This is a genomic window from Nocardia sp. NPDC060259, assembly GCF_042728775.1.
Lineage (GTDB): Bacteria > Actinomycetota > Actinomycetes > Mycobacteriales > Mycobacteriaceae > Nocardia.
Genome location: NZ_JBHXAY010000010.1, coordinates 78,499 through 101,408, shown reverse-complemented (window position 1 = coordinate 101,408; position 22,910 = coordinate 78,499). Strand labels below are relative to the sequence as shown.

The window sequence follows — 22,910 nt, the reverse complement described above, 5'->3', positions numbered from 1 at the left end:
CTGTTACCTGCGCCGGGGCAAATACGGGGAAATGCCCCTAATCGGGGATGAGCCCCTAATGGACGCGCCCCGAGTGAACTAGGTATTCGCCCCATTACCTGTAACGACTGGCGGACCTAGCGTGAAAGACATTCCGACCACAACGGATCGGGCACCACCGCCCATGATCTGGAGGAGCTGATCTCGATGACCCCCAACGCGATTCTGGAATTCATCCTGAACCTGCTGCGCGACCCCGACGCGGCGGCGAGCTACTGCGCCAACCCGTGCGTCGCGCTGGCCCAGGCGGGACTCGAGGTGACCCCCGAAGACATCTCCGCCGTCGCCCCGATGGTGGCGGAATCCGCGCTGGTCAGCGGCGGCTCCCAGCTCCAGTCGATCGTCGCCGCGGGCGCCGCGGCAGGCACGAGCGCGGCCCTCGCCTCCACCGCCACCGCGGCCGCCGCCGTCACGGCCGCAGCCGCCGCCGACGCCGAACTCGGCCTCGACGTAGGCCTCGGCGCGGCCGCCTCGGCAGTCGCCGGCGCCGCCGCCCAGGTCGGCGCGGGCCTCGATGTCGCGTTGTCCACCGTCACCGGCGCCAACGTGGACGTCAACGCAGGCGTGAACGCGGCCGCCGACCTCGCCGCAGGCCTGAACGGCGCGGTTGGCGCGGGCGTCGACCTCGCTGCCGGCCTGAACGGTGCGCTGAACGGCGCGGCGGGCGTGGGCGCTGGTCTCGGGGGCGCCTTGAATGGCGCGGTTGGCGCGGGTGCGGACCTTGCCGCTGGTCTCGGCGGTGCCTTGAATGGCGCGGTTGGCGCGGGTGCGGACCTTGCCGCGGGCCTCGGCGGTGCCTTGAACGGCACGGTTGGCGCGGGTGCGGACCTTGCCGCGGGCCTCGGCAGTGCCTTGAACGGCACGGTCGGCGCGGGTGCGGACCTTGCCGCGGGCCTCGGCAGTGCCTTGAACGGCACGGTCGGCGCGGGCGTCGACCTGGCCACCGGCCTGAATGGCGCGTTGAACGGAGCGGCGGGCGTGGGCGCCGGTCTCGGAGGCGCCCTGAATGGCGCGGTTGGCGCAGGCGGCGACCTCGCTGCCGGCCTCGATGGTGCCCTGAACGGCGCCGTAGGCGCAGGTGCGGGCCTGGACGGTGCGCTGTCGGGTGTGGTGGACGCGGGTGGCGACATCACTGCCGGACTGGGCGGTGCACTGACCGGTGCGGGTGCCGGTCTCGAAACTGGCCTCGGGGGCGCCCTCAATGGTGCGGTTGGCGCAGGAACGGACCTCACTGCCGGTCTCGACGGTGCCCTGAACGGCGCGGTGGGCGCTGGTGCCGGCCTCGGTGGTGCGCTGTCGGGTGTTGTGGGCGCGGGTGGCGATGTCGCTGCCGGCCTGGGCAGTGCACTGAGCGGCGCGGCAGGAGTGGGTGCCGGTGTCGAAGCTGGTCTCGGGGGCGCCTTGAACGGCGCGGTGGGCGCTGGTGCCGGCCTCGGTGGTGCGCTGTCGGGTGTGGCTGGTGCGGGAGTTGGCATCGGCTCCGGTGTCGAAGCCGGCCTCGATGGCGCTCTGAACGGTGCGGCTGGCGCGGGCCTGGACGGCGCGTTGTCGGGTGCGGTCGACGCGGGTGGCGATCTCACTGCCGGATTGGGTGGTGCGCTGAGCGGTGGGGCGGGTGTGGGTGCCGGTGTCGAAGCTGGCCTCGATGGCGCCTTGAACGGCGCGGTGGGCGCTGGTGCCGACCTCGATGGTGCGCTGTCGGGCGCGGCTGGTGCGGGCGCCGACCTCTCTGCAGGCCTGAACGGTGCGTTGAATGGCGCGGCGGGTGTGGGTGCCGGTGTCGAAGCTGGTCTCGGGGGCGCCTTGAACGGCGCGGTGGGCGCTGGTGCCGGCCTCGGTGGTGCGTTGTCGGGCGTGGTGGACGCGGGTGGCGATATCGCTGCCGACCTGGGCGGTGCGCTGAATGGTGGGGCCGGTGTTGGTGCTGGTCTCGATGGCGCTTTGAACGGCGCGGTGGGCGCTGGCGCCGGCCTCGGTGGTGCGCTGTCGGGCGTGGCTGGTGCCGGCGCTGACCTCTCTGCAGGCCTGAACGGCGCAGTGGGGGCAGGTGCAGGTGTCGAAGCTGGCCTCGGGGGTGCTTTGAACGGCGCGGTGGGTGGTGGTGCCGGCCTCGGTGGTGCGCTGGCCGGCGCGGCTGATGCCGGCGCGGGCATCGGTGCCGGCCTCGATGGCGCCCTGAACGGTGCGGCTGGCACCGGCCTGGACGGCGCGTTGTCGGGTGCGGTCGACGCGGGTGGCAATCTCACTGCCGGACTGGGTGGTGCGCTGACCGGTGCGGCTGGTGTCGATGCCGGTATCGACGGTGCCTTGGACGGGGCGGCCGGTGTCGGTGGTGATGTCGCCGCTGGACTGGGCGGTGCTCTTACCGGTGCGGCAGGCGCCGGTGTGGACGGCGCGTTGTCGGGTGTCGTGGAGGCGGGTAGCGATCTCACTGCCGGACTGGGCGGTGCCTGGACCGGTGCGGCTGGCGCCGGCGCCGGTCTCGACGGTGCCTTGGAGGGGGCGACGGGTGTCGGTGGTGATGTCGCCGCTGGACTGGGCGGTGCCTTGACCGGTGCTGCTGGTGTTGGCGCTGGCCTCGATGGCGCGCTGACCGGTGCGGCTGGTGTCGGTGCCGGTCTCGATGGTGCCTTGAACGGGGCGGTCGGTGCTGGTGGTGATGTCGCCACTGGACTCGGCGGTGCCCTGACCGGTGCGGCAGGCGCCGGTGTGGACGGTGCCCTGAATGGGGCAGTTGGTGCGGGTGGCGATGTCGCGGCTGGGGTCGACGGTCTGGTCGATGGGGCCGCTGGGCTCACCATGGACTTCGGCGCGAACCTGGGGGGGCAGCTGGGTGGCGGACTGGATGCCGGGCTGAACGGTGTGGCCGGTGCAGTGGGTGGGCTCGGCGCCGGGGCCACTGCTGGGCTGGGTGCGGCGGCCAATGCCGGTGCGCAGGCAGCCGGCAGCCTCGGTGCTGCCGCGACCACCACGGCGATCACCGGGCTCGACGGTGTGGTCGGAGCGGGCGCGGAAATCGGTACCGGGCTGGAAACCGGTTTCGGCGGCGCCGCGTCGGCGGGCGGCGGTCTCATCGGCGGCTTGACCGGAGGTGCCGGCGGTAGCACCGGCATCGGTGTCGATGGGCTGATCACCGGCGGTGCTGCCGCGGAGGCCACCACCGGGCTGGACACGGCACTGTCCGCCACGACAGGTATCGGGCTGACCACCGGTCTGCAGGGCGGCCTCGATACCGCCGCAACCCTCGGCACCGGAGTGTCCGGCTCAGTCGCCACCGGTGCGCAGACTGGACTCGGCGCGGCGGTGGAGACCGGCGCCGGCCTGACCGGTGGCGCGCAGGCAGGTCTTGGCGGTCTCACCGAAACCGGTGTAGGCCTTGCGGGTTCGGCCGCCGGTGGGGCTCAGGCCGGTCTGGGCGGTGCCGCGGACGCGGGCTTGGGCTTGGCGGGTTCCGCGGCGGGCGGCGCGCAGGCGGGTCTCAGTGGTCTCGCGGAAACCGGTGTCGGCCTAGGGGGTTCGGCTGCTGGTGGTGCGCAGGCTGGTCTGGGTGGCGCCGTTGACACCAGCGCAGGCTTGGCGGGTTCCGCTGCCGGCGGCGCACAGGCAGGTCTCGGCGGTCTCGCCGAAACCGGTGTCGGCCTTGCAGGTTCGGCTGCCGGTGGCGCGCAGGCAGGTTTGGGTGGTGCCGTCGACACGGGCTTGGCGGGTACCGCCGCCGGTGGCGCGCAAGCGGGTCTGGGCGGTCTCGCCGAGACCAGCACCGGCCTGGCCGGCTCCGCGACCGGTGGCGCCCAGGCGGGCACCGGCCTCGAGACCGGCCTCGGCGGATCCGCCGACGCGGGCCTGTCGAGCACGATGACCGGCGGCACGCAGATCGCCGGCGGCCTCGGCGGCACCGTGGAAGGCGCGGCGCAGACCGGCACCACCGCGACCACCGAATTCACCGGCACGACCCAGGCCGACGCCTCCGGCACCACCCAGGGCGCGGTGACCACCGCGGCCGACACCTGGTCCTCGGTCGACGTGTCGAGCGCGTTCGGTTCCGGCCTGCACGGTTCGAGCCTCGGCGGCGAGACATCGCTGTTCGGCGAGTCGAGTACTGTCGCCGAGACCGGTGCCGACGTGCACTCCGACGGACTGTTCCACTGAGCGAAACGGGCGCTGCGATGGGGACTCTCGCACCGAATGCGGTGCCGCTGACGACGGTGTTGGCCGACACCGTCGCAGCGGCCCGCGCCGCAGGCCGCGACGACCTGGTCGGGCGCCTGGAGAAGGTCACCGAGCGGGTGCGCGATCCGCGGCACCGCATCGTCGTCACCGGCCAGCTCGGTCAGGGCAAGAGCCGGTTCGTGAACGCGCTGCTCGGGCTCGACGTGTGCCAGGTCGGCGACGACACGACCACCGTGCTCCCGCTGCAGCTGTCCTACGGCGCGCAGCAGCGGGCATACCTGGTGCTCAGCGCGCCCGGCGCCGAGGACGAACGGGTGGAGATCCCGTTCGACGAGATCGGCGTCGTCGATCAACGCAGCCCGCTGGCACAGGGCAGGCAGATCGTGCGGATCGAGGCCGAGCTGCCCAACCAGCTGCTGGCCGACGGCATCGTCCTGATCGACACCCCCGGTGTCGGCGGCCACGGAAGCGCCTGTGCCGCAGGAGTTCTCGGCCTGGCCGCAGCGGCCGACGCGGTACTGGTGCTCTCCGACGCCTCCACCGAGCTCACCGAACCCGAGCTCACCTTCGTCCGCCAGATCCGCGAACTCTGCCCCACGGTCGCCGTCCTGCTCACCAAAACCGACCTGTACCCGCACTGGCACCGGGTACTCGAAGCCGACCGATCACACCTGACCCGCGCCGAAGCCGACGTCGCCCTGATCCCGGTGTCGGCCCTGCTGCGCGCCCACGCCCTGCGCCTGCAAGACGCGCAGCTGGGCCAGGAGTCCGGGTTCGGTGTGCTGTTCGGTTTCCTTCGAGACCGGGTGGTCGCCCGCGACCAGGCCGTCACACGTCAGGCCGTCGCCCGCGAATTGCAATCGGCAGCAGAACATTTGGCACTGGCCCTCGGCAGCGAACTGGTAGCCCTGCGCGACCCCGCGCTCGGCTCCGCCGCCGTCGACGAGCTCCAGTCCGCCCGTGCCGCCGCCGAGGCACTTCAGCGGCGAACCGCGAGCTGGCAGCAGACACTCGCCGACGGCATCACCGACCTCGTCGGCGATGTCGACCACGACCTGCGCGAGCGCCTGCGCGGCGTCGCCCGCACCGGCCAGGAATGGATCGACGAGAACGACCCGGGCAGGCACTGGGGCGCGATCGCCGAATGGCTGTCCGGCACCGTCGACACCGCGCTCGGCGACAACCTCCTGCTGACCCACCGCCGCGCTGAACTGCTGGCCGAACGCATCGCCGACCACTTCAACGAGGTCGGCGCCGTCGAGCTGCCCGAGGTCCATGCCGGAATGGACGACGAAAGCACCCTCGCCAGCTCGGGTTCCCTGGCCGACCTGGAACCCGACATCGGTTTCACCAGCAAGGTGCTGGTCGGCATGCGCGGCTCCTACGGCGGCGTGCTGATGATCGGCCTCGCCACGACCTTCGCAGGCCTCGCGATGCTGAACCCGATCTCCCTCGGCGCAGGCCTGATCGTCGGCGGCAAGGCCTACCGCGACGACAAGACCGCACGACTGGCTCGCCGCCGCGTCGAAGCCAACGCCGAGGTGCGCCGCTTCCTCGACGACGTCGCGTTCCAGGCGGCCAAGGACACCAAGGACCGCCTGCACCGCATCCACCGCGCCCTGCGTGACCACTTCGCCGGTGTCGCCGAGCGCAGCCTGCGTTCGATCGACGCCTCGCTGCGCGCCGCCCAGGAAGCGGCCGCGATGGCAGCCACGCACCGCGCCGAGCGCACCGTCGTACTCGAACGCCAGCTGAACGCGGTCGCCGAGCTGCGTCGCTACGCGGAAACGATGCAACTCGAACCAGGACGGGCCGACGGTACGGTATCTGGGTGACCCACCGTTTCGACACCGCCGCGCCCGGCGGTCAGGCACCCAGGATCCTGGCCGAGGCGCACGAGCTGGTCGGCGCGGCGGCGCGGGTATTCGGTCGTGACGAGTACGCGCGCACGCTGCTGGCCGACTGCGAATTCCGGCTGCGTGAGCCGCTGCGGGTAGCGCTGGCCGGTTCGATCAAGGCAGGCAAGTCGACGCTGCTGAACGCACTGGTCGGCCAGGCTGTCGCCCCGACCGACGCCACCGAGTGCACCCGGGTCGTCACCTGGTACCGCGACGCCTCGACCCCCACCGTCACCGCCCACGCCGCCGACGGCGCGAGGGCCAATGTGATCGTGCGGCGCGGCGGCGGCGCGCACGGTCTCACCTTCGACCTGAGCGCCCTGAACTGGGATGCCTACGGCCCCCGCGAGGTGGACCACCTCGAGGTCGGCTGGCCGTCGGCCGCCCTGGCCCAGACGACGATCATCGATACTCCCGGCACCTCGTCGCTGTCACGCGAGGTCTCGCTGCGCACCGCGCGCTTGCTCACCCCCGCAGGCGCCGAAGGTAACCCGCGCGGCCGGTCGGCGATCTCGGCGCCCGGCGCCGACGCGGTCGTCTACCTGCTGCGCCGCCTCGACGCCACCGACGTGAGCTTTCTCGAACAGATCGGCGCGGGCGCCGGTGGTGCCGGCCCGCTCGGCGTGATCGGAGTGGTGTCACGCGCCGACGAGATCGGTGCCGGCCGCATCGACGCGCTGCACTCCGCCCGCGAGGTGGCAGCCCGGTTCGCCGGCGAACTGGAGCGAACAGGCCTGTGCCAGGCGGTGATTCCGGTGGCCGGCCTGCTCGCCTTCGCCGCCTCGACCCTGCGGCAACCAGAATTCGCGGCCTTCGAGGCCCTGTCCACGGTCCCCGCGGAAGACCTCGGCATCGCCCTGCTCTCGGCAGACCGATTCGCCCGCGCCGACATCGCCCTCCCGGTCGCCCCCGAACTGCGCGCCCAACTGGCAGACCGCTTCGGCCTGTTCGGAATCCGCATGGCCACCATGCTGATCCGCCTCGGCGTCCGCGACTCCTCCTCGCTGGCAGCCGAATTGGCCGCACGCAGCGGCATCGAGGAACTGCGTTCGGTACTGGAGATTCAATTCGGCCAGCGCGCAGAAGAACTGAAGGCCCATTCCGCCCTGAGCACCCTGAACCGCATCCTGTCCGCCTACCCCGGAACCGAAGCCGACCGACTGCTACCCCGCGTCCGCGCCCGCCTGGCCGACGTCCACGGCTTCACCGAACTCCGCCTCCTCGGCCGCCTACGCACCGACGAACTCCCCCTCCCCCCACCGGTACTCGCCGACCTGCACCGCATCCTCGGCGGCACCGGCGTAGCACCACACCTCCGCCTCGGCCTCCCCGCCGAAGCCGACCCGAACACCCTCCGCACCGCAGCCTCCACCGCGGTCCGCACCTGGCGATCCCGAGCCGCCCACCCCCTGGCCGACCAATCCACCGCCACCGCCTGCCGAGCCGCCGCCCGCAGCGCCGAAGGAGTCCTCTCCGAACTCCCCCGCTGACGCGGGCCATTCCGCAAGGGTGGTGCTAGCTCTGCAGCACCGGCACGATCTCCTCGGCGAGGTACTGCTCCACCCCGCGCCCGGCCCGCTCCGCCGCCACCACGGTGGTCCCGCGCTCATCGGCCCTGGCCGTCAGCGTCTTTCGTGATTCCGTTTCGACACCGCCGCCGATGACGAGCAGACGAACCCGCTCGCGGTCGAGGATGCCCAGCGCTTCCTCGTCGAGGGTGGTGCCGAGAACACGGAAGCCGAGGCCGTCGATGTAGGCGGTGGAGGTGTCGACCACACTCTGGCCGCGGCCGACGACGAGAAGATCAACGGTGTGCACGGTTTCTCCCTTGTCTAGGTGGACGACCCGTCCATCGTCGCGCGCAACCGCGCGATCAGGGTCTCGAACTGCTCGAGCTGGTGGGTCGAGTATTCGGCCAGGATCGCGTCCTGCTCGGTATTGACCGCGTGAAAGAACTCGTCGGCGAGGCGGCGGGCCTGCTCGCTGCATCGCAATGTCACCACCCGCCGGTCGGTGTGCTCGCGGCTGCGGGTGACGTATCCCGCCTGCTCCAGCCGGTTGATCAGGGTGGTCATCGCCCCGGAGGTGAGGGTGATCCGCTTGCCGAGCAACGCGGGGGACAGCGGAGTGCCTGCTGCCTCGGCGGCGGCGATCTCCATCAGCGCGAAGGCGTCGGTCGAGTGCACGCCGAGCGTCTCGGCGAACCGGCGGCCCAGTTCGGTGAAGCTCGCGCCGTAGCCGATGAGCCCGGCGGCGAGCCGCCGCCGTTGCCCCGCGACATCGCCGGATGTCTTCGCCATGTCGTCCTCTCGTTGGCCGCTCATTGACAACCTACCGGCTGCAATTTACCTTCATCATAAAGTCACTTGATAATGGAGGTAAATTGCAGACCGAAACCGAGACCCCACCGCTGCGGTTGTGGCTTGGCCTGATCGCCGTCTCGCTCGGCGTCGCGTTGATCGTGGTCGACCTGACGATCGTGAACGTGATCGTCGCGCCGATCGTCGACGACCTCGCGATCACCTCGATTCAGGCGCAATGGATCCAGGAGTCCTACGCGATCGTCTTCGCGGCGCTCCTGCTGCTCACCGGCAGACTCAGCGACCTCTACGGTGCGCGCAAACTGTTCCTGATCGGTCTCGTCGTCTTCGGCGTGACCAGCCTGCTCGCCGCGCTCGCTCCGAGCGGCGGTCTGCTGATCCTGGCCCGCTTCCTGCAGGGCATCGGCGGGGCGATGATCCTGCCGACCTCCCTGGCCCTGGTGAACTCCGCGTTCACCGGAAAGGCGCGCGGGCAGGCCTTCGCGATCTGGGGCTCCACGATCGGCGCGGCCGCCGCGGTCGGCCCGCTGCTCGGCGGCTGGCTCGCCGACTTCTCCTGGCGCTGGGCCTTCGGCGTCAACATCCCGATGGTCGCCCTGATCATGGCCGCGGTGCTGATCTATCTCCCGGTGTCGCCGAGCTCGGCGGGCCGCGTGGACTGGCTCGGCGCCGCGCTGTCGGCACTCGGCCTCGGCCTGCTCGCCTTCGCCCTGATCGAAGGCCGGCACTACGGATGGCTGATCGTCACCGAACCCCTGAGCATCGGTGAATTCACCTGGCGTAGTGGACCATCGCCGGTGCTCGTCGCGCTGGCCGGTGCGATCCTCGCGCTCGGGATGTTCTGGCGCAGGCAAGCGAGGCTCGCGGACGAACAGCCCCTGCTCGATGTGCGGCTGTTCGCCATCGACTCGTTCCGCAAGGGCAATGTGGTGACCCTGCTCGTCGGCCTCGGTGAATTCGGCATCATCGCGGTCCTGCCGCTGTGGATGCAGTTCGCCCTCGACTACACCGCCCTGCAGGCGGGCCTGGCCCTGGTGCCGCTCGCGATCGGCAGTTTCGTCGCCAGCGGCGCGAGCTTCTCGATGACCGCGTCGGTCTCGGCGCTGGGTCAGGTCAGGAGCGGCTTGCTACTGGAAGCCGCCGGTCTCGCCCTGCTCGGGCTGTTCGCCGCGGCCGACAGCAGCTGGTGGTCGATCGCCGTCGCCTTGTTCGTCTACGGTATCGGCGTCGGCTTCGCCACCGCCCAGGTCACCAATGTCGTGCTCGCCGACGTCCCCGCCGAGAGCGCCGGGCAGGGGTCGGGAATCCAGAGCGCCGCACGCGAACTCGGCTCGGCCCTCGGGATCGCCGTCCTCACCACCGTCTTCTTCAGCACCCTCGGAACCGGCCTGCGCGACCGCCTGACCGATACGGGACTGTCCGAATCCGAGGCACACCAGCTGACGTCGACAGTCACCGACAGCGCCGGATCGGTGATCCCGGCCCTCGCGGAAGACGCGCTCCCCGTCGCCGAGGCGGCCAGGGGAGCCATGGCGGCGGGTATCGAGGTGTCGAGCTACCTGTGCGCGGGCCTACTCGTCCTCGCCTTGGCGACAACCGCCTTCGTCGAACCCGCGCGAAACGGCATGAACGATCCGTCACGATCGCGCATCAGCCGCCGCAGTTGAGCGCGGTCGTGGCAAGAATGGCCCGGGGGCGGGAAAGATTTTTCGGGTGGCGGGAATGAATCGCCGCAGCTACCGGTTGTGCTGATCAACGACGTTGAGTGTGATGGACTCAAGTTCGGGTTGACGCCCGGAGGCCTCGGAAGGCAGGATTGAGCCCACCCCACTCAGCGTTGCTGAGACTATTGCCCCAAGTACGTCACACAGGAGGAAATCACTATGGCTCGTGCGGTCGGAATCGACCTCGGGACCACGAACTCGGTCGTCGCCGTTCTCGAAGGCGGCGAGCCGGTCGTCGTCGCGAACTCGGAAGGCTCGCGCACCACCCCTTCGGTCGTCGCGTTCGCGAAGAACGGCGAGGTCCTCGTCGGCCAGCCTGCGAAGAACCAGGCCGTCACCAACGTCGACCGCACCATCCGCTCGGTCAAGCGCCACGTCGGCACCGACTGGAGCACCGAGATCGACGGCAAGAAGTACACCTCGCAGGAGATCTCCGCGCGCACGCTGATGAAGCTGAAGCGCGACGCCGAGGCCTACCTCGGTGAGGAGATCACCGACGCGGTCATCACCGTCCCGGCCTATTTCGAAGACGCCCAGCGTCAGGCCACCAAGGAAGCGGGCCAGATCGCCGGCCTGAACGTGCTGCGCATCGTCAACGAGCCCACCGCGGCCGCGCTCGCGTACGGCCTGGACAAGGGCGACAAAGAGCAGACCATCCTGGTCTTCGACCTCGGTGGCGGCACCTTCGACGTCTCGCTGCTGGAAATCGGCGAGGGCGTCGTCGAGGTCCGCGCGACCTCCGGTGACAACCACCTCGGTGGCGACGACTGGGACGAGCGCGTCGTGACCTGGCTGGTCGACAAGTTCAAGGCCAGCTCGGGCATCGACCTGACCAAGGACAAGATGGCGCTGCAGCGTCTGCGCGAGGCCGCCGAGAAGGCGAAGATCGAGCTGTCCTCCAGCCAGAGCACCTCGATCAACCTGCCCTACATCACCGTCGACGCGGACAAGAACCCGCTGTTCCTCGACGAGCAGCTGACCCGCGCCGAGTTCCAGAAGATCACCTCCGATCTGCTGGATCGCACCCGCGCGCCGTTCCAGTCCGTCATCAAGGACGCGGGCATCAACGTGGCCGACATCGACCACGTCGTGCTCGTCGGTGGCTCCACCCGTATGCCCGCCGTCTCCGACCTGGTCAAGGAACTGACCGGTGGCCGCGAGCCGAACAAGGGCGTGAACCCGGACGAGGTCGTCGCCGTCGGCGCCGCCCTGCAGGCCGGTGTGCTCAAGGGTGAGGTCAAGGACGTCCTGCTGCTCGATGTCACCCCGCTGTCGCTGGGCATCGAGACCAAGGGTGGCGTGATGACCAAGCTCATCGAGCGCAACACCACCATCCCGACCAAGCGCTCGGAGACCTTCACCACGGCCGACGACAACCAGCCGTCCGTGCAGATCCAGGTCTTCCAGGGTGAGCGCGAGATCGCCTCGCACAACAAGCTGCTCGGCTCCTTCGAGCTGACCGGCCTGCCCCCGGCCCCGCGTGGCGTGCCGCAGATCGAGGTCACCTTCGACATCGACGCCAACGGCATCGTGCACGTGACCGCCAAGGACAAGGGCACCGGCAAGGAAAACAAGATCAAGATCCAGGACGGCTCGGGCCTGTCCAAGGAAGAGATCGACCGGATGGTCAAGGACGCCGAGGCGCACGCCGCCGAGGACAAGGCCCGCCGCGAGGAGGCCGAGACCCGCAACCAGGCCGAGTCGCTGGTCCACCAGACCGAGAAGTTCATCAAGGACAACGAGGACAAGGTGCCCGCGGACGTGAAGTCCAAGGTCGAGGCGGCCATCGCCGAGGCCAACACGGCACTCGCCGGTACCGACATCGCCGCGGTGAAGTCCGCCGTGGAGAAGCTGGCCACCGAGTCGCAGGCCCTTGGCCAGGCGCTCTACGAGGCCGGCGCCGCCGAGGGCCAGTCCGGTAACGGCGCGGGTCCGAGCCAGGCCGACGACGACCAGGTCGTCGACGCCGAGGTTGTCGACGAGCCGGTGGACACGGAGAAGAAGTGACCGAGGCCAACTCCGAGCAGGAGCTGATCGAAGACATCGTCGAAGACACCGAGACAGACTCCGCCGCCGAGGTGGCGGAGCCCTCCGGTGACGGCGAGGCCGAGGCGCCGGTCAGCGACGAGCTGGCCGAGCGCACCGCCGACCTGCAGCGGTTGACCGCGGAATACGCGAACTACCGCCGCCGGGTCGAGCGGGATCGTCAGGCCAACATCGACGCGGCCAAGGCCGTGGTGGTGACCGAGTTGCTCGGTGTGCTCGACGATCTGGACCGCGCCAGGGCGCACGGCGACCTGGAGACCGGCCCGCTCAAGGCCGTCGCCGACAAGCTCGAGACCGCGCTCACGAAGCAGGGTCTGGTCGAGTTCGGTGCGATCGGTGACCCGTTCGACCCGACGCTGCACGAGGCAGTGCAGCACGAGGGTTCGGGCGCCGACCCGGTCATCGGCGTTGTGATGCGCAAGGGCTATCGGTTCGGCGAACGGGTGCTTCGGCACGCGCTGGTCGGGGTAACCGATGCCGAGGCCGTGGGGGCATCGGATTCGGATGCCGACGGCGACGACCAATAGGAACGCGAGAGGAGGAGATGCTCGGTGAGCCAACGGGAGTGGATCGAAAAGGACTTCTACAAGGAGCTGGGTGTCTCCTCCGGCGCCTCGCAGGACGAGATCAAGAAGGCCTACCGCAAGCTCGCTCGTGACCTGCACCCGGACTCCAACCCGGGTGACACCAAGGCCGAGGAGCGGTTCAAGGCGGTCAGCGAGGCCAATGCCGTGCTGTCGGATCCGGCCAAGCGCAAGGAGTACGACGAGACGCGCCGCCTGTTCGCCGGCGGTGGCGGTCGCGGTTACGGCGGCGGGTTCACACCCGGTGCGGGCGGCGGCTTCTCGCAGGACTTCAACATCGGTGACATCTTCGGTCAGGCCGGTGGCGCAGGCGCACCCGGCGACGGCGGCCTCGGCGATCTGCTCGGCGGGCTGTTCAACCGGGGTGGCGCGCGCGGTTCGAGCCGTCCGCGCCGTGGCGCCGATGTGGAGACCGAGACGACGCTGGGCTTCCGCGAGGCGGCCCAGGGTGTCACCGTCCCGCTGCGGATGACCAGTCCGTCGCCGTGCACCACGTGTCATGGCAGCGGCGCCAAGCCGGGCACCAGCCCGCGGGTGTGTCCGCACTGCAACGGTTCCGGCGTGGTCAGCCGTAATCAGGGCGCGTTCGGTTTCAGCGAGCCCTGCGACGACTGCCGCGGCACCGGGTCGATCATCGACGACCCGTGCACCGACTGCTCGGGCACCGGCATCCAGAACCGCACCCGCACCATCACCGTGCGTATCCCGCCCGGTGTCAGTGACGGGCAGAAGATCCGGTTGGCCGGGCAGGGCGAAGCCGGCCTGCGTGGAGCGCCCTCCGGCGATCTCTACGTGACCGTGCACGTCAGCCAGGACAAGGTGTTCGGCCGCCAGGGCGACGACCTGACCCTGGTGCTCCCGGTGAGCTACAGCGAATTGGTGCTGGGGACAACTGTTTCCGTGCCGACGCTGGACGGCCGGGTCGGCGTGAAGGTGCCGCCGGGCACCGCCGACGGGCGTATCCTGCGGGTACGCGGTCGCGGTGTGCCCAAGCGCGGCGCGGCGGGCGGCGCCGGTGACCTGCTGGTCACGGTGAAGGTCGCGGTTCCGCAGAATCTGGACTCCGACGCCACCGATGCGCTCAAGCGCTATCAGGAGGCGGAGAAGGCCGGTGGCTTCGATCCGCGTGCGGGATGGGCGGGTGCTTGATGTCCGATAGTCCGAAGTCCGCGTCGGGTGGGACCTCGCGTGCCGAGTTCTTCATGATCTCGGTGGCGGCTCAGCTGGCGGGTATGCACGCGCAGACGTTGCGTACGTATGACCGGCTGGGTTTGGTCACCCCCCAACGCACTTCGGGTGGCGGACGCCGTTACTCGACCCGCGACGTCGAGCTGCTGCGCGAGGTGCAGCGGCTGTCGCAGGACGAGGGTGTCAACCTCGCGGGCATCAAGCGCATCATCGAGCTCACCAATCAGGTCGAGGCGCTGCAGCAGCGCGTCGAGGAGATGAGCGCGGAGCTGGAGCAGTTGCGGGCGGGCTACCGGCCCGACCTGTCGCCGCCCCAGCGCAGCACCGCGCTCGTGGTGTGGCAGCCGCGGCACCGGCGGTAGGGTTCCACGATTCGCCCGAGCCCCTGGTTCGCGATCCGCTCCGGCGGACGCGGGCCGGGGGCTCGTTCGTGCCCGGTCAATCCCCGGCGATCGGCTGGTGACTATCCAGCAACCTACTTATTCGCGATCTTGGCCGGGGCTTGTGGGGCCGCAGGGCTCTGAGGTGGGCGTATATCTCGGGATCATCACGAAAGGTTGCTGATAGGACGCTGAATTCGGCTCGATCGGAGGCTAATTCCCTCCCGTCGACCAGCCACTCCGGCACACCCTCCTCGCGTGTCGTGGCACGGCGCGTCGGGCCGGAGAGATTGGGTCCGTAGCGGAAAGGTCGCTCTACCAGGCACATTGGGTCGCTATTGCCGCAATTGCCGGGAAGATCGGAGAATCTTGAGGTCATGTTCACCCAAGATTCACGGTCCACTGGTATGTTTTTAGCTGGTACTGAACAGGTACCGCCCGGTTTTAAACGAATTACATGCGTGATGTTTAAGAGTACGATTCCTAAGCTGGCAAACCTCGCCTAGACTTCTCGCATCGGCTGCTGACGAGTGTCCTCCCCAGCCCGTCACTCGCCGGCGCGGCTAGCGTTCGATGGCGAAACGAGGTTGTGACACATATGGATTCGCGGACTGTCGCTTTGATCCGTACTACGTTCAAGGCGGTTGCTGCGGAAGACGGTGGGCCCGAGAAGCTAGCCAGGTCGTTCTACTCGATCCTGTTCACGGACTATCCAGGCATCCGTGACTACTTCCCGGCGGCCATGGATTCCCAGCGTGAACGGCTCGTCTCGGCGATCGGCTACGCGCTGGACCGGCTGGAAGAACCCGACAAGCTGCTGCCGTTCCTCGCCCAGCTCGGGCGCGACCACCGCAAGTACGGTGTGCAGCCGGCCCACTATGTCGCGGTGGCCAACTCGCTGAAGTCGGCCATGCGCCAGTTCGCGGGCACCGAGATGTGGACCGACGAGGTCGCCACCGCCTGGGACGAGGGCCTGGCCACCATCAGCGGCGCGATGATCAGCGCCGCCGACAAGGAGACGACACCCGCCGCGTGGTCGGCGACCGTGGTCGAACGCCGCGAGGTGCTGCGCAACCTGGCCGTCATCCGCGTTCAGCTCGACCAGCCGATGCAGTACGCGGCGGGCCAGTACCTCAGCGTGCAGATACCGGCGCGGCCGCGGATGTGGCGCTACCTCTCCCCGGCCAACCCCGCGAATGCCAACGGCGAGATCGAGTTCCATGTTCGCAGCGTGCTCGGCGGCTGGGTCAGCCCGTCCATGGTCTCGCACACCGCCGTCGGTGACCAGTGGCTGCTCGGTTCACCGCTCGGCGGCCTCGGTGTGCCGCGCAACACCAAGCGCAAGATGCTGATGGTCGGCTGCGGCACCGGCATCGCGCCGCTGCGCGCCCAGATCATGGCGATGGCCCAGCGCCGGGTCAACCCGAAGGTCCACCTGTTCGTCGGCGGCCACCACCCGTGCGACCTCTACGACCTACAGGTCCTGAGCCAGCTGGCCATGGCCAACAAGTGGCTCTCGGTCACCCCCGTCACCGAGAGCGACGAGAACCCCTGGTGGTACTACGAGTCCGGCGAACCGCAGGGCGACCTGCCCGGCCTGGAACCGCGAATGACCGGCCAGATCGGCAAGGTCGTCGCCAGCTACGGCTCGTGGGCGGATCGCGATGTGCAGATCGTCGGATCGCCATCGATGGTGCAGACCACCAAGTTCCGCCTGATGGCGGCGGGCACCCAGGCCAAGTCGATCCGCCACGACCCACTGTTCTGAGCGCGCGCCCCCGCGCCGTGAATCGACCTGTCGGTTCGCTTCGTCCTGGTTAGAGTGGTCTGACGAGGATGATCACAGTGAGGGAGGGCGGATCGATGGATGACGTTGTGCTGGTGATCAATTCCGGGGGGCGTCGCGACGCCGAGTGGCTGGACGAGGTGACCGGCGAGCTACAGACCGATCTGTCCGAGATCGGTGGACTACACGTCAGCCGGGTGACGACCGCCGCGGCGGACGGCCAGAAGTCTGGCGCCGTCGAGCAGATCGGTCAGCTGCTGGTGTCCAGCGGGACGATCGGTGCCGTGGTGTGGTCGATTCGGGATGTCAGCCTCAGGTTCCTGGAGCGAACCAAGGCGGATTCGATCACGATCAAGAAGGGTGATCGAGAGGTGACCATCGTCCGCCCGGGCATGGCCCAGGTCGACAATGCCATCGAGAAGTTCGGCGACCTGCTGGCCGATGAGTAGTCCGACCGGACGGCGAATCGCGCTCTTCGTAGCGAACGACACCTACCACTTCGACGGCTTGTCGCGGCTCTACGCGCCGATCTCGGACGCGGAGCAACTCCGGGAACTGTTGCGCGACCCCGAGATCGGCGGCTTCCGGCCGACCGAGCTGCTGATCAACGAGTCCAAGGCCGAGATCGAGCGCAGCATCGAGCGGGTCTTCCGCGGCGCCGAACCAGACGACGTCATCCTGTTCTACTTCTCCGGTCACGGACTGCGCACCCGCCAGAATCTGTACCTGGCTGTCGGAAATACCGACCCGCAGCTGCTGAGCAGCACGGCGGTGTCCTCGACGTTCATCCGCGAGCTGATCCGGGAGTCCGCGGCAGCGGCGAAGATCATCGTGCTCGACTGCTGCTACAGCGGCGCGTTTCTCGGCTCCGAGGTGATGAAGTCCGCACCGACCATCGACGATGTCGCCCAGCAACTCGCGGCGGGCGACGGGATCTGCGTGCTGACCGCGTCGAGCGCGGTGGAGACCGCGGCCGAGGGGCGCGCCGACGGTGACTCGGCACCCCTGTCGGTGTTCACCTCGGCGCTGGTGAAGGGAATCGGCACCGGTCAGGCCGACAACGGCAGCGGCTTGATCGGCACCCACGACCTGTGGACGTTCGTGCACGCCGATGTCCGCAGCCGGACAACCAGGCAGACGCCGAACCACTACGGGGTCTTCAAGGACGAGGTCTATATCGCCCGGGTTCGGCGGCGGCAATCGAGCCTCATCGAGGTGGGCGATCGAGTGCAGCTCGGGTCGCTCGTCGGGCGGCTCGAACAGACGCCCGACAGTGGACTGCGGGCGGCGAACTGGTGGGGGACCGGCCGATTGAAGGTTCCCATCGGGCAGGAGCGGCGGACCGACGGTGTGCCGGGCGAAACCGTGTGGCTGGACCTGGCCGGCGCGGATCGCAACCTCTTCATCGTCGGCCGCGCGGGGTCGGGCAAGAGCACGCTGCTGCGGACGCTCACCGGATCATTGGCGCTGACTCATTCACCCGACGAGGTGAAACTGTATGTGCTCGAATCCAGCAACCGTCTCGGTTCGATGAGCGCGCTACCCCATATCGCGAGCGCGGTGGGCGACGACGAGCTGGACAAGGTGGGCGCGGTCCTCGACCGGGTAGCCGCCGAGATCCGCAGCCGCAAGCGACTGTATCGGGAATCCGGTATCGATTCACCGGCCAGTCTGCGCGCCGCCCGGCCATCCCTGCCCGGCCCGGTGCCCGATGTATTCCTGCTCATCGACCGGCTCGGCGATTTCCGCGAGCAGATCCCCGGGTTCGACGGCCGGATCAAGCAGATCGCGAGCGCGGGCCCGGAGTACGGCGTCCATCTGGTGGTGACCGCGCGCGACTGGAACGAGGCGCCCGGTGAGCTGGTCGACTTGCTGTCGGCGCATATCGAATTGCGCTTGCACCGACCCGCCGATTCGCGTCTGCATCCGGAGCGCGCCGCCCGCCTTCCCGACGGGCCGGGGTGGGCGCTGTTCGGGGAGCGGCCGTTTCGCGTCGCGATGCCGGATCTGCGCGAGTTGCAGCCGGAGTTGCTGAGTGCGGCGGAAATTTCCGATGGCGCCGCCGAATTGGTCGATCTGGTGCGGGGATACCAGCAAGAGCTCGCGCTCGACGGCCTCGGCCGGTCTCCGCTGGACGGCGAGGTGGACTTCACCGATCTGCTCGGCATCGGTTCCGGTCAGGACTTCGACGTCGATGAGATGTGGCGGCCCAGGCACGGTCGCGACCGGTTGCGGGTACCGATCGGGGTCACCGCCACCGGGGACGTCGTCGAATTGGATCTCAAGGAGGCGGGCCAGTACGGCATGGGCCCGCACGGGCTGTGTATCGGCGCCACCGGTTCCGGCAAATCGGAGTTCTTGCGCACCCTGATCCTCGCCTTGGTCACCACCCATTCCCCGGATGCGCTGAATCTGGTTCTGGTCGACTTCAAAGGTGGTGCGGCCTTTTCCGGTCTGGAATCGCTGCCGCATGTGTCGACCGTCATCGCCAACGTGGAACAAGATCTGTCCCTGGTGGACCGGTTGCAGGACGCGCTGGCCGGCGAGCTCAAACGCAGGCAGGAGATACTCAGGGCGACGGGGAAATTCGCCGACGTTTCCGACTACGAGACAGCCCGTGCGGCGGGCATGCAGGTGGGTCCGCTGCCCGCGCTGTTGATCGTGGTCGACGAGTACTCGGAGCTGCTCGCCCAGAAACCGGACTTCATCGAGCTGTTCGTGATGATCGGCAGGCTCGGACGTTCGCTGCACGTGCACCTACTGCTCGCCTCGCAGCGGTTCGAGGAGGACAAGGTGCGCGGGCTGGAAAGACATCTGTCCTACCGGATCGTGCTGCGCACGTTCTCCGCCGCCGAGTCGCGGGCGGTCATCGGCACCGCTGACGCCTACCATCTGGCCAGCGATCCTGGCTCCGGCTATCTGAAGGTCGATGCTTCCGATCCGCTGCGGTTCAAGTCGGCCTACGTGAGCCGGTCGGAACGGGTCGGCCCCGGCGCGAGCACCGGCAGTGTCGAGCAGCGCACGTTGCTGGAAGCGGTGGTGTCGAGGATCCACGGGCACGGCAAGCCGGCGTATCCGCTGTGGGTGCCGCCACTGGACGAATCTCCGACGCTGGATCAGCTGTTGCCCGACCGGGATTGGCGGTCGACCGTGAATCGGGCCGGCCGGTTGCGGATGCCCATCGGAGTGATCGACAAGCCGTCCGAGCATCGTCGCGAAGTGCTGACGATCAATCTCTCCAGTGCCAAAGGGCATGTCGCCGTTGTCGGCGGTCCGCGCGCGGGCAAGTCGACGACGTTGGAGACGATCGTGCTTGCCGCGGCGGTGACGCACACTCCGGAGCAGGTGCAGTTCTACTGCCTGGATTTCGGCGGCGGCGGTCTCATGAGGTTGGCTCGGGTGCCGCATGTGGGTTCGGTGGCAGGCCGTTTGGACGGTGATCGGGTACGTCGCACGATCGCCGAGCTGACGACGTTGCTGCGCCTGCGCGAGCAGCGATTCGCCGAACTGGGTATCGAGTCGATCGTGGAGTATCGGCGACGGAAGTCCGCCGCGCCCGAGGCAGCGGATTCCGCGACTTCGTCGTCACCGGACAGGTTCGGTGACGTCGTCCTGGTCATCGATGGCTGGCGGGCGGTCGGTGAAGAGTTCGAAGTGCTCGAGCCGCAGATCAATGCCATTGCCACCCAGGGATTGTCCTACGGTATCCACCTGATGATCAGCGCGTCGCGCTGGCCGGAGATCCGGCCGATGATCCGGGATCAGATCGGCACCCGGATCGAACTGCGATTGGGCGATCCCTCTGATTCGGAAATCAATCGTCGTGTCGCGCAGCAGGTTCCGGACGAACGGCCCGGGCGTGGGATAACCGCCGATCACCTGCACATGCTGATCGCGTTGCCCCGCTTGGATTCCGACTCCGATCCGTCGTCCCTCAGCGAGGGGCTCGGCGAGGCCGCGGCCGAACTCAGCGCGATGTACGGGCGGCGCCGAGCGCCCGAGGTGCGGACGTTGCCGCTGGAATTCAGCCGGGAAGCGCTGCCCGCGCTCGCGGCGGAGCACGGTATCTCGCTGGGCCCGACGAAGGTGGTCGTCGGCCTCTGCGAATCCGAGTTGCAGCCTTTTGTACTCGATTTCGCGGCCGAGCCGCACTTCATGGTCTTCGCGGACGTAGCGCACGGCAAGACGACACTCTTGCGGAATATCATCACCGGCATCGTCGAGAACGCGAGCCCGGCGGCGGCGCAGGTAGTGCTGATCGACTATCGGCGCGGAATGCTCGGCGAGTTCGGGAACGCGCTGGCGGGATATTCCACCTCATCGCAGACGACGGCGCCGATGATCGCGGAGGTGGTGAATGCCTTGGCGGCGCGCATCCCCGGCCCCGGCATCACCGCGCAGCAGTTACGGGAGCGCGCCTGGTGGTCGGGGCCGGAGATCTACCTCGTGGTCGACGACTACGATTTGGTCGCTCCCAGTTCGGTGGCGAATCCGTTCCAGTCACTGGTGGAGTATTTTCCGCAGGCCCGCGATGTCGGACTGCATTTCATCGTCGCCCGCCGCACGGGTGGTGTCTCGCGGGCACTGTATGACCCCGTCCTCGGCGCTTTGCGGAACCTGTCCGTCGAAACGCTGGTGATGAGCGGCCCCCGCGACGAAGGAAGAATCATCGGCGACGTCCGGCCGATGAAGCTTCCCCCTGGCCGCGGCATCCTGGCGTCGCGCACCCGGGAGCAGGAAATGGTTCAGATAGCCAATTTTCCCGCGCCGCAGTGAATCTCAGGCGCCCTCGGCGGTGATGTTGGCCGACGGCGTGCCTGCGGCGACGAGCGTGTCCACCGTGGTGCGCACCATCGCGGGCGAACCGCAGACCAGCACCTGATGCTGGTGGAACGGGCCGTGGGCGGCGGCGACGTCGGCGAGGGTGCCGTGCAGCATCTCCGTCGGGGCGAAGCCGATGTCGACGCGCGAGTGCTCGTGCCATTCGTCGCGGACGGCGGGGTCGTCGGGGCTCTCGACCACCGGAATCACTGTCAGCCACGGCAATTCGCCGGATAGCAGGAACAGCATGTCCGAGGCGTAGAGGTCGCGGGGGGAGCGGCCGCCGTAGAACAGGTAGGTGCGCGGCGGGTTCTCGTGCCGGGCCAGATCGAGGATCTGCGCGCGCAACGGCGCCAGACCGGTGCCGCCCGCGATCATCACGACCTCGGCGGCCTCGGGATCGATGTGGAAAACGCTGTGCGGCGCGTTGATTCGCCACTGATCGCCGGGCTGGGTGTCGGCCACGATCGAACTCGAGCACCAGCCACCGGGCACGATGCGCACGTGGAACTCCAGCTTGCCGTCGAGCGAGGGCGGCAGCGCGGGGGAGAGCCTGCGCCGCACGCCGGGATGCTGCGGCACCTCCACCTCGACCGACCCGCCCGCCGCGAACGGCACGAAATCACCGATCAGCCGGATCACGGCGAGGTCGTTGCGCAGGCGGTGATGACCGACAACGGTCGCCGTCCAGCCGGTATCGGGGTACTCGCTGCTGCTCATCGGCCTCTTTCACGAAGGGCGGGAAGGGTTCTCAGCCGACCGGGTCGGCGGCGATGATCTGGGGCGGGGTGCCCGCCCTGATCAGCGCGCGGCGGGTGTCGGCGATCATCCGGGGCGACCCGGCGATCTGGATCTGGCGGTCGGACCACGCGCCGAAGCTGGTGACCACCGCACCCAGATTACCGACGAGACGGCGGTACATACCCGTCGACGGGGAAGCGGGCGCCTGCGGATACCACCAGGGATCGTCGCGTTCCTCGCACACCGGTACCACGGTCAGCCACGGGTTGGACTGCGAGAGCTGCCACATGTTGTCCACGTCGTAGAGGTCGCCGGGGTACCGGCCGCCGGTGAAGAAATGCACCCGCGGGTTGATGCCGCGCTGGCTCATCTCGATCAGCTGCGCGCGCAGCGGCGCGATCCCGGTGCCGGAGCCGATGAGCAGCACATCGCGCCCCGACTCCCGGTCGATGTGCAGGCCGCCGAGCGGACCGGCGATCTTCCACCGGTCACCGACCTTGGTGTCGTTGACGATCGCCGGGCTCACCCAGCCACCGCTGATCCGGCGCACGTGGAATTCGATCTCACCATAGGGATTGGCGGGGATCGCGGGGGAGAGGTAGCGCCACATGTTCGGCCGCTGCGGCACCTGCACCGGCACGTACTGGCCCGCCTTGAACGGGATCGGGCCGTCGGCCTGCAACCGCACGATCGCCAGGTCGTCGAGCACCCTGCGGTGCCCGACCACCGTCGCGCCCCAGAACGGCTGCGACTTGTCCTCGTTGGCGCCGATCGCCATCGACGCCGAGACGAGGATGGTGATGTCGCTCCAGCCCTCGTGCAATTCCCTGGTCCAGCGGTTGCCGTGGAAGGTGCGCAGCGCCGAGAGCAGCGCTCTGCCCGCCATGTCGTAGTGGTCGGCCTCGACCCCGTATTTCCGGTGGTCGCGGGCCAGTTGCTCGAGGAACCTCTGGGCGCGCTCGAAGTCCTCCAGATTGTCCAGGACATACTGCAGCGCCGTCACGAGACGCTTGGGCATCATGTCCATGGCGGGTGGGAAAAGCTCCCGTAACGCCGGGTTCTGCGCGAACAGGTGACCGTAGAAAGCGCTGATCAGCCGCTCAGGACCACCGGGTGTCTCCGACACCCCGCGGAAATCGGCGCGGACCAGCGCAAGCGAACGCGCATCCACGTCGTCAAGCTCCCTTTCCCTGGAATTGCTGCAATGTGGCC

At 68.8% G+C, this 22,910-nt stretch carries 15 protein-coding genes; 11 read left to right on the top strand and 4 right to left on the bottom strand.

The window, feature by feature from the left end; translation table 11 throughout:
• Positions 1-186 precede the first annotated feature (186 nt).
• From ACFWF2_RS07220 to ACFWF2_RS07210, 3 genes are read left to right on the top strand one after another with little or no spacing between them, the layout of a single operon-like run.
• Positions 187-4,188 (top strand): IniB N-terminal domain-containing protein, encoded by a 4,002-nt coding sequence (locus ACFWF2_RS07220; protein ID WP_379305514.1) that lies wholly within the window; start codon positions 187-189, stop codon positions 4,186-4,188.
• Positions 4,189-4,205: 17 nt separating this feature from the next.
• Positions 4,206-6,044 carry a dynamin family protein gene (locus tag ACFWF2_RS07215; RefSeq protein WP_379305512.1) on the top strand — a complete coding sequence of 613 codons (1,839 nt, stop codon included), beginning with the start codon at positions 4,206-4,208 and terminating at the stop codon, positions 6,042-6,044.
• Positions 6,041-7,597 (top strand): dynamin family protein, encoded by a 1,557-nt coding sequence (locus ACFWF2_RS07210; protein ID WP_379305510.1) that lies wholly within the window; start codon positions 6,041-6,043, stop codon positions 7,595-7,597. Before ACFWF2_RS07215 ends, ACFWF2_RS07210 begins: the two co-directional genes overlap by 4 nt.
• A gap of 25 nt (positions 7,598-7,622) precedes the next feature.
• Here the strand turns inward: ACFWF2_RS07210 and ACFWF2_RS07205 are convergent, their stop codons facing one another.
• Entirely contained in the window at positions 7,623-7,925 is a 303-nt protein-coding gene (locus tag ACFWF2_RS07205; RefSeq protein ID WP_379305508.1) for a hypothetical protein, read from the bottom strand.
• A 14-nt stretch (positions 7,926-7,939) separates the two neighbouring features.
• Positions 7,940-8,407, bottom strand: coding sequence for a MarR family winged helix-turn-helix transcriptional regulator (locus ACFWF2_RS07200; RefSeq protein WP_379305506.1), 468 nt, complete (start codon positions 8,405-8,407; stop codon positions 7,940-7,942).
• An 83-nt stretch (positions 8,408-8,490) separates the two neighbouring features.
• Between ACFWF2_RS07200 and ACFWF2_RS07195 the strand changes: the two genes are divergently transcribed.
• The 8 genes from ACFWF2_RS07195 (at position 8,491) to eccCb (ending at position 20,912) form a co-directional block, all read left to right on the top strand.
• Positions 8,491-10,095 (top strand): DHA2 family efflux MFS transporter permease subunit, encoded by a 1,605-nt coding sequence (locus ACFWF2_RS07195; protein WP_379305504.1) that lies wholly within the window; start codon positions 8,491-8,493, stop codon positions 10,093-10,095.
• Between the two features lie 216 nt (positions 10,096-10,311).
• Positions 10,312-12,159 carry a molecular chaperone DnaK gene (gene dnaK, locus ACFWF2_RS07190; RefSeq protein WP_379305502.1) on the top strand — a complete coding sequence of 616 codons (1,848 nt, stop codon included), beginning with the start codon at positions 10,312-10,314 and terminating at the stop codon, positions 12,157-12,159.
• Positions 12,156-12,725, top strand: a complete 570-nt coding sequence (grpE, locus tag ACFWF2_RS07185) for a nucleotide exchange factor GrpE (RefSeq protein ID WP_379305500.1) — start codon at positions 12,156-12,158, stop codon at positions 12,723-12,725. Before dnaK ends, grpE begins: the two co-directional genes overlap by 4 nt.
• A gap of 24 nt (positions 12,726-12,749) precedes the next feature.
• Positions 12,750-13,931, top strand: a complete 1,182-nt coding sequence (dnaJ, locus tag ACFWF2_RS07180; protein WP_379305498.1) for a molecular chaperone DnaJ — start codon at positions 12,750-12,752, stop codon at positions 13,929-13,931.
• A complete protein-coding gene (locus ACFWF2_RS07175) occupies positions 13,931-14,332 on the top strand; it encodes a heat shock protein transcriptional repressor HspR (protein ID WP_189034456.1) in 402 nt (133 codons plus the stop codon). Before dnaJ ends, ACFWF2_RS07175 begins: the two co-directional genes overlap by 1 nt.
• A gap of 616 nt (positions 14,333-14,948) precedes the next feature.
• The gene (locus tag ACFWF2_RS07170; RefSeq protein ID WP_379305497.1) at positions 14,949-16,118 is read left to right on the top strand and encodes a globin domain-containing protein; all 1,170 of its coding nucleotides are present in this window, start codon (positions 14,949-14,951) and stop codon (positions 16,116-16,118) included.
• Positions 16,119-16,213: 95 nt separating this feature from the next.
• The gene (locus ACFWF2_RS07165) at positions 16,214-16,585 is read left to right on the top strand and encodes a hypothetical protein (protein WP_379305496.1); all 372 of its coding nucleotides are present in this window, start codon (positions 16,214-16,216) and stop codon (positions 16,583-16,585) included.
• The gene (eccCb, locus tag ACFWF2_RS07160; RefSeq protein ID WP_379305494.1) at positions 16,578-20,912 is read left to right on the top strand and encodes a type VII secretion protein EccCb; all 4,335 of its coding nucleotides are present in this window, start codon (positions 16,578-16,580) and stop codon (positions 20,910-20,912) included. Before ACFWF2_RS07165 ends, eccCb begins: the two co-directional genes overlap by 8 nt.
• 3 nt (positions 20,913-20,915) lie before the next feature.
• Here eccCb and ACFWF2_RS07155 read toward each other — a convergent pair whose 3' ends face one another.
• Together ACFWF2_RS07155 and ACFWF2_RS07150 are read right to left on the bottom strand one after the other, a co-directional pair.
• The gene (locus tag ACFWF2_RS07155; RefSeq protein ID WP_379305492.1) at positions 20,916-21,677 is read right to left on the bottom strand and encodes an FAD-binding oxidoreductase; all 762 of its coding nucleotides are present in this window, start codon (positions 21,675-21,677) and stop codon (positions 20,916-20,918) included.
• A 31-nt stretch (positions 21,678-21,708) separates the two neighbouring features.
• On the bottom strand, positions 21,709-22,869 hold the full coding sequence (locus tag ACFWF2_RS07150) for an FAD-binding oxidoreductase (protein WP_379305490.1): 1,161 nt from the start codon (positions 22,867-22,869) through the stop codon (positions 21,709-21,711).
• Between the last annotated feature and the right edge of the window lie 41 nt (positions 22,870-22,910).

Excerpts from the sequence above, each read along its gene's own strand:
- ACFWF2_RS07155 (WP_379305492.1), bottom strand. The coding sequence starts at position 21,677 with ATGAGCAGCAGCGAGTACCCCGATACCGGCTGGACGGCGACCGTTGTC.
- ACFWF2_RS07220 (WP_379305514.1), top strand. The coding sequence starts at position 187 with ATGACCCCCAACGCGATTCTGGAATTCATCCTGAACCTGCTGCGCGAC.
- ACFWF2_RS07215 (WP_379305512.1), top strand. The coding sequence starts at position 4,206 with ATGGGGACTCTCGCACCGAATGCGGTGCCGCTGACGACGGTGTTGGCC.
- ACFWF2_RS07170 (WP_379305497.1), top strand. The coding sequence starts at position 14,949 with ATGGATTCGCGGACTGTCGCTTTGATCCGTACTACGTTCAAGGCGGTT.
- eccCb (WP_379305494.1), top strand. The coding sequence starts at position 16,578 with ATGAGTAGTCCGACCGGACGGCGAATCGCGCTCTTCGTAGCGAACGAC.
- ACFWF2_RS07200 (WP_379305506.1), bottom strand. The coding sequence starts at position 8,407 with ATGGCGAAGACATCCGGCGATGTCGCGGGGCAACGGCGGCGGCTCGCC.
- ACFWF2_RS07175 (WP_189034456.1), top strand. The coding sequence starts at position 13,931 with ATGTCCGATAGTCCGAAGTCCGCGTCGGGTGGGACCTCGCGTGCCGAG.
- dnaK (WP_379305502.1), top strand. The coding sequence starts at position 10,312 with ATGGCTCGTGCGGTCGGAATCGACCTCGGGACCACGAACTCGGTCGTC.
- ACFWF2_RS07165 (WP_379305496.1), top strand. The coding sequence starts at position 16,214 with ATGGATGACGTTGTGCTGGTGATCAATTCCGGGGGGCGTCGCGACGCC.